At 75.3% G+C, this 5,775-nt stretch carries 7 protein-coding genes and 1 pseudogene; 5 read left to right on the forward strand and 3 right to left on the reverse strand.

Annotation, left to right across the window (positions count from 1 at the left end):
* Positions 1-140, reverse strand: a pseudogene (locus GTW43_RS36490) (kinase); the annotation flags it as partial.
* 121 nt (positions 141-261) lie between these two features.
* On the opposite strand from GTW43_RS36490, the gene GTW43_RS36495 reads away from it, so the two are divergent.
* From GTW43_RS36495 to GTW43_RS36505, 3 genes are all read left to right on the forward strand, one after another.
* A complete protein-coding gene (locus GTW43_RS36495) occupies positions 262-720 on the forward strand; it encodes an SRPBCC family protein (RefSeq protein WP_343246232.1) in 459 nt (152 codons plus the stop codon).
* 83 nt (positions 721-803) lie between these two features.
* The gene (locus GTW43_RS36500; protein WP_161306262.1) at positions 804-1,424 is read left to right on the forward strand and encodes a helix-turn-helix domain-containing protein; all 621 of its coding nucleotides are present in this window, start codon (positions 804-806) and stop codon (positions 1,422-1,424) included.
* A complete protein-coding gene (locus GTW43_RS36505) occupies positions 1,421-2,671 on the forward strand; it encodes an MFS transporter (RefSeq protein ID WP_161306263.1) in 1,251 nt (416 codons plus the stop codon). The genes GTW43_RS36500 and GTW43_RS36505 overlap by 4 nt, the downstream gene beginning before the upstream one ends.
* Here the strand turns inward: GTW43_RS36505 and GTW43_RS36510 are convergent.
* Positions 2,631-3,794 (reverse strand): methyltransferase, encoded by a 1,164-nt coding sequence (locus tag GTW43_RS36510; protein WP_161306266.1) that lies wholly within the window; start codon positions 3,792-3,794, stop codon positions 2,631-2,633. The genes GTW43_RS36505 and GTW43_RS36510 overlap by 41 nt on opposite strands.
* A 135-nt stretch (positions 3,795-3,929) precedes the next feature.
* Entirely contained in the window at positions 3,930-4,220 is a 291-nt protein-coding gene (locus GTW43_RS36515) for a tetratricopeptide repeat protein (protein WP_161306267.1), read from the reverse strand.
* Between the two features lie 232 nt (positions 4,221-4,452).
* On the opposite strand from GTW43_RS36515, the gene GTW43_RS36520 reads away from it, so the two are divergent.
* Complete coding sequence (locus GTW43_RS36520) at positions 4,453-5,271, forward strand: N-formylglutamate amidohydrolase (RefSeq protein ID WP_161306268.1); 819 nt, start codon at positions 4,453-4,455, stop codon at positions 5,269-5,271.
* The coding region (locus GTW43_RS36525; RefSeq protein WP_161306264.1) for a flavoprotein at positions 5,264-5,775 on the forward strand (512 nt) is incomplete at its 3' end. The genes GTW43_RS36520 and GTW43_RS36525, both read left to right, overlap by 8 nt.

A 5,775-nucleotide genomic window follows, 5' to 3' on the forward strand; every position in this document is an offset into this window, starting at 1 on the left:
AGGACCGTCCCGTCGGGCACGCACTCCCACCGCTCCAGCAGGTCCGCCACGATGCCGGGCACCTCGGCCAGCCAGGCCGCCCCGGCACTGCCCTCGCGCTCGACGGTGGTCCGGACGAACTCCTCGGGAATCACGATCATCCCGGCACCCTACGCGCGAGCGCGGGCGGCCCGCTCCGCGCTCGAAGGGCAGGCCCGTGGACCCGCCGGTAGGGTGGTGGCTGCGGTGCAGGGGGCTGGCTTTTCGAGGAGAGTGACGGCCGTGGCCCGGAACCGCCGACTGATTCTGAGCTCCCCCGCCGAGGTCTGGGGCCTGCTGAGCGACGGTCTGCGCTACGGGGAGTGGGTCACCGGCACCCAGCAGGTGCTCGCCGCCGACCCGCACTGGCCGGCCGTGGGCGCGGCGCTGAAGGTCCGCGTGGGGTTCGGCCCGCTCACCCTCGACGACACGAGCACCGTACGGATCTGCGAACCGGAGCACCGGCTGGAGCTGGAGGCGAAGGCCGACCCCTTCGGCGCCGCCCGGATCGCCATGAAACTGATCCCCTGGGGCGAGCACACCCTGTTCGTGCTCGACTGGCACCCCCTGCGGGGCCCCGGCATCCGCATGCACGGCCTCCCGGTCGACTACCTGGTCAGGGTGCGCAACGGCATGATGCTCACGAAACTGGCCGAGATCGCGGTCCGCGAACACCGCACCCCGGTCGGCCGGAGGGCCTGACGGCCGGAGCGCGCCGCGACGCAGAAGAGTTCTTCGCGAAGAACTCTTCCCGAAGAGTTCTTCTGCCTCTACGCTCGGGCGCCATGCGTGACATCCCCGATCCCCGCGAACCCGCCGCCCCGCAGGACGAGATCACCCTCGACACCGCCGCGCTGCGCGTCCTCGCCCACCCGGTCCGGCTCGCGCTGCTCAACCGGCTGCGCAGTGAAGGGCCCGCCACCGCACGGCAGTTGGCCCGCCACTTCGACCTGGACTCCGGCGCCGCCAGCTACCACCTGCGGCGGCTCGCCGCCGGCGGGCTCATCGAGGAGGACACGGAGCGCGGCACCCGCCGCGACCGCTGGTGGCGGGCCCTGCATCGCCGCTCGCAGCACGACCCGGGGGAGCGGGGCGGTCCCGACGGGCGCGCCTACACGCAGGCGGTCGCACTGGCCGCCGCGGACACCCTACGCCGGGCGGCGGTGCAGACCGTGCCGTCGATGCCCGACGCGTGGTTCGCCGTCTCCGCCTTCAGCGACGTCTCCGTCGAGGTCACTCCGGCCGAACTCGGCGCGCTGAAGGACGAGTTGTTCGCCGTCGTCGAGCGGTACCGGGAGCGCGGACCGAGCGCCGGAGCGGCGCGCGCCGTCGTCCAGTTCCAGGTCTTTCCCGCGGACCCGGCCGGGGACCCGGCCCCGGACGCGATACCGGACGCGGGCGCGTGAGCGTCGCGCGGTACGGCGCCCGGACCGGCGCTCGCGACGCCGGCGTCCTGCGCTGGCTCGGCGCCTACACCACCTCCGTCACCGGCGACGTCGTCTACTTCACCGTGCTGACCTGGGCCGTCGCCGAGGCGGCCGGTCCCGCGCGGGCCGGACTCGTGCTCGCCGCGGGGGCGTTGCCCCGGGCCGTGCTCATGCTCGCCGGTGGCGTGCTCGCCGACCGCTTCGGGCCCTTGAGGGTCCTCATCGGCAGTGACCTCGTGCGCTGCCTCGCCGTGCTGGCCGCGGCCGCCGTCACGTACGCCCGCGGTCCCGAACTCCCGCTCCTGTGCCTGCTCGCCGTGTGCTTCGGCGTCGCCGACGCCCTGTTCATGCCCGCCGTCGGCGCGCTGCCCGCCCGGCTCACCACGCCGGACCGGCTCACCCGGGTCCAGGGCTTGCGTTCGCTCGCGGTCCGCCTCGCCAACACGGTCGGGCCGCTCGTCGCCGCCGCCGCGCTGACGGCCGGCGGCGCCCCGGGCGCGTTCGCCGTCGTCGGGGCGCTGTTCGTCGTCTCGCTGGTCCTGCTCGCGGCACTCCGCGTCCGCCCCCTGGCACCGGACACGGACGCGGACGCGGACGGGGACGCGGGCGCCCCGCCCGGCTCGGCGCTCCGGGCCGGACTGCGGTACGTGCGGCGGCGCCCCGCGCTCCTGCGGCTCGTGGCCGTGATCGCGCTGGGCGAGATGTGCTTCAGCGGCCCGGTCGGCACCACCCTCGTCCTCCTCACCGGGGAACGCGGCTGGCGGCCCGCCACCCTGTCCCTGCTCCTCGGCGCCTACAGCGTCGCGGGCGCCGTGAGCGGCATCGCCCTCAGCGCCGTCCGGAGCGTCCCGGCGCCCCGCGCGCTGCTCGCCGGCTCCCTGCTCGTGACCGCACTGCTCGTCGGCGCGCTGGGCCTGGCCCCGACGGGACCGGCCGGTGCGACGACGCTGTGCGCGCTCCTCGGCGCGGCCTGCGGCGTCCCGATGGTCCTGGGCCACGCCCTGCTCCAGCAGGGCACCGACCCGGCCTACCTCGGCCGGGTCACGGCCCTCGCCTCGCTGTGCACGCTGGGCCTGAGCCCGCTGCTGTTCCCGCTCGCCGGCCTCGTCGCGCAGGCCTGGGGCGCCGGCGTCTTCCTCGTGGGATGCGGCGGGGTCTGTCTGGTCGCCGCGGGCCTCGCCGCGGTCAGGGGCGAGCCGGCCGCGGCCCGCGCTTCGTCGCCTTGAGAATCACGAACTTCGGGTCGCTCGCGACGAGTTCACTGTTCCCGAACAGGCGCCGCAGCTTCACGTGGTAGCCGAGGTGACGGTTGCCGACGACCCACAGTTCGCCGCCGGGCGCCAGCGCGGCGCGGGCCTGGCCGAACATGCGCAGGGCCGTCGCGTCGGTCGTCGCCTGGTGCGAGTGGAACGGCGGGTTGTTCAGCACGAGATCGACGCTGCCCTCCGGGACCCCGGCCAGTCCGTCGCCCACCCGGAACGTGGCGGTGCCCGGACGGTCCGCCGCGTTGAGCGCGTACGTCTCCTCGGCCGAGGCGCGCGCCTGGTGCGACTCGTCGGTGAACAGCACGTCCGCCCCGGGGTGGGAGAGCGCGGCGGCCGTGCCCACCACGCCGTTTCCACAGCCCAGGTCGGCGATCCGGCGCGCGCCCGTGCCCCGGGGCAGGTGCGCGAGGAGGAAGCGGGTGCCGATGTCGAGGCGGTCGGCGCAGAACACGCCCGCGTGGTTCACGACCGTGCGGCCCGCGAGCAGGCCCGCGTCGCCGGGCAGGGCGTACCGGTACGGCCACGGGTTCGGGCCGGGGTCCAGCGACGGGTCCGGCGTCGTGAAGATCAGCCGCGCCTTCTGCTCGGCGAGCGAGGTGCGCGTGGGCCCGACGATCCGCTCGAACAGCTTCAGGGTCGAGGTGTGGATCTCCTTGACCATGCCGGTGCCGACGACCACGGTGTCCGCGTGCAGTGCGGGCCGCAGCCGGTGCAGCTGGTCCTCCAGCAGGGCCAGGCTCTTGGGGACGCGGACCAGCAGCACGTCGATCCGCTCCGGCGGCGCGTCCCGCGTCGTCAGCTGCCTGACCCCGGAGCGCCCGTGGCGGCGCAGATTGTCCTGCGCGGCCCGCTCGCCCAGGTACGAGTCCGTGATCAGCACCGGGGCGCACCCGGGGGCCCCGGCCAGAGCGGTGCCGAGCGCGCCCCACCGGTCGCCGAGCACCACGACCGAACCGGTCAGGCCGGTGCCGGACGCCGCGAGGTGCCGCAGCAGGTACGCGTCGGACGCGTCCCAGGCGCGCAGGCGCTCGCGCGGGTCCACGGGATGGCGGGTGAGGTCGAGATCACCCCAGGCCGTGCGCAGGGGCGGGGCGGGGACGTGTCGGGCGGTCTGCTCGGTGCGGTTCATCGTCCGGCAAGGCTAGCCGAGCCGCGCAGCTCACAGCGGTGCGGCCGGGCCGGGTGGCCCGGCCGCACCGGGAGGGGCGCGCCCGCGGGGTCAGTCCTGCGGGAAGTCGCCGGCGAGCACCGCCGCCATCCGGAGATGCGGGGCGGCCTCGTCGTCACGGCCCTGACGTTCGAGCGTGCGGCCCAGCATCAGCCGCGCGTAGTGCTCGACCGGATCGCGCTCGACGATCGTGCGCAACTGCGTCTCGGCGCGGCGCAGCTGGGCCGAGTGGTAGTAGGCGCGGGCCAGCAGCAGCCGCGGTCCCGTCTGCTCCGGGACCTCCTCGACGAGCCCGTCCAGGATCCGGGCGGCCGTCGTGTACTCCTTCGCGTCGAAGAACATCCGCGCGCGCTCCCAGCGCTCCGCCGACGACCCGTGCTCGTAGTAGCTCCGGTCCGCGTAGTTCCGCTCCGCGTGGCTCCGGTCCGCGTACGTCTGCTCCGCGTACGTCTGCTCCGTCTTCTGCTCCACGTACTTGTGCTGCACTGTGTCCTCCTTGCCTGCCCGCCTCAACCGGCACCCGGCCGGGCATATTCCCCCGCCGGTACGGGGCAGGGTGAGGGGCATGGCACTCATGGACACCTCCGCGCCGGACGGCTGCGGCCCCGCCTTCCGGCTGCTGCCGGGCAGCCCGGACTCGCCGGTCATCCTGCACGTCCCGCACGGCTCGCGCACCGTCCCGCCCGGAGCGCGGGCAGGGCTGCTGCTCGACGACGCGGCGCTGGAGCGGGAGTTGGACCTCATCACCGACGCCCACACCGCACAACTCGCCGCCGCTGCCGCGGGCGCCGCGGCGGTCGCCCCGTGGCAGTTCGTCAACGAGCGCTCGCGTCTGGTCACCGACCCCGAGCGGTTCCCGGACGAGCGCGAGGAGATGCGGGCCGTCGGCATGGGCGCCGTCTACACCCGCACGACGCACCGCGAGCCCCTGCGCCCCGAACCGCCCGCGGACGAACGCGCCCTCATCGACGCGTACTTCACCCCGTACGCCGCGGCCATGACCCGCGCCGTCGAGGACCGGCTCGCCGCGACCGGCCGCGCCGTCATCGTCGACGTCCACTCCTACCCGAGCCGCGCCCTGCCCTACGAACTGCACGGCACGGAACCGCGTCCGCCCGTCTGCCTGGGCACCGACCGCTTCCACACACCGGCCGCCCTGACCGCCCTGGCCCGCGAGGTCTTCGCCCCGCTCGGCGAGAGCGCCTGCGACACACCGTTCGCCGGTGTCTACGTCCCGCTGCGGTACTACCGCGCCGACCCCCGCGTGAGCGCCCTGATGCTGGAGCTGCGCCGCGACGTCTACCTCGACGAGCCCGTCACGCCGCATCGCGGCCTGGACCGCGCCGCCGCCGCGCTCGCCGCCCTCGTGACGGAGGTGTCGACCCGTGGCTGACCCCGCCGCCCCCTTCCTCTACGTCGTCGTGTGCGCGGCCGGGGCCGCCGACGGCGTCGGGGGACTGATCGCCGCCGCACAGCAGCAGGGCTGGGAGGTCGGCGTCATCGCGACGCCCACGGCCTGCGCGGGCGCCTTCTTCGACATCGGTGACGCCGTCGCCCGCACCGGACGTGAGGTGCGCTCGGCGTGGCGCACCCCGGCCGACCCACGCCCCTTCCCGCCCGCCGATGCGATGGTCGTCGCCCCCGCGACCTTCAACACGATCAACAAATGGGCGGCCGGCATCGGGGACACCCTCGCCGTCGCCACCCTCTGCGAGGCGTACGGCGCGGGCGTCCCCGTGCTCGCGCTGCCGTGCGTGAGCGGAGCGCTGGCCCGCCACCCCGCCTACGGGGACAGCGTGCGGCGGCTGCGCGGCATGGGCGTACGGCTGACCGAGGGCGAGTTCGGCTGGGACGCGGCGCGGGCCGCGCTCGCCGCGCTGCCCGTCAGACGCCTCGA

Origin of the sequence: Streptomyces sp. SID5785, assembly GCF_009870065.1 — a bacterium.
In the GTDB taxonomy this organism is placed as follows: Bacteria; Actinomycetota; Actinomycetes; order Streptomycetales; family Streptomycetaceae; genus Streptomyces.

Excerpts from the sequence above, each read along its gene's own strand:
- GTW43_RS36500 (WP_161306262.1), top strand. The coding sequence starts at position 804 with ATGCGTGACATCCCCGATCCCCGCGAACCCGCCGCCCCGCAGGACGAG.
- GTW43_RS36515 (WP_161306267.1), bottom strand. The coding sequence starts at position 4,220 with ATGTTCTTCGACGCGAAGGAGTACACGACGGCCGCCCGGATCCTGGAC.
- GTW43_RS36520 (WP_161306268.1), top strand. The coding sequence starts at position 4,453 with ATGGACACCTCCGCGCCGGACGGCTGCGGCCCCGCCTTCCGGCTGCTG.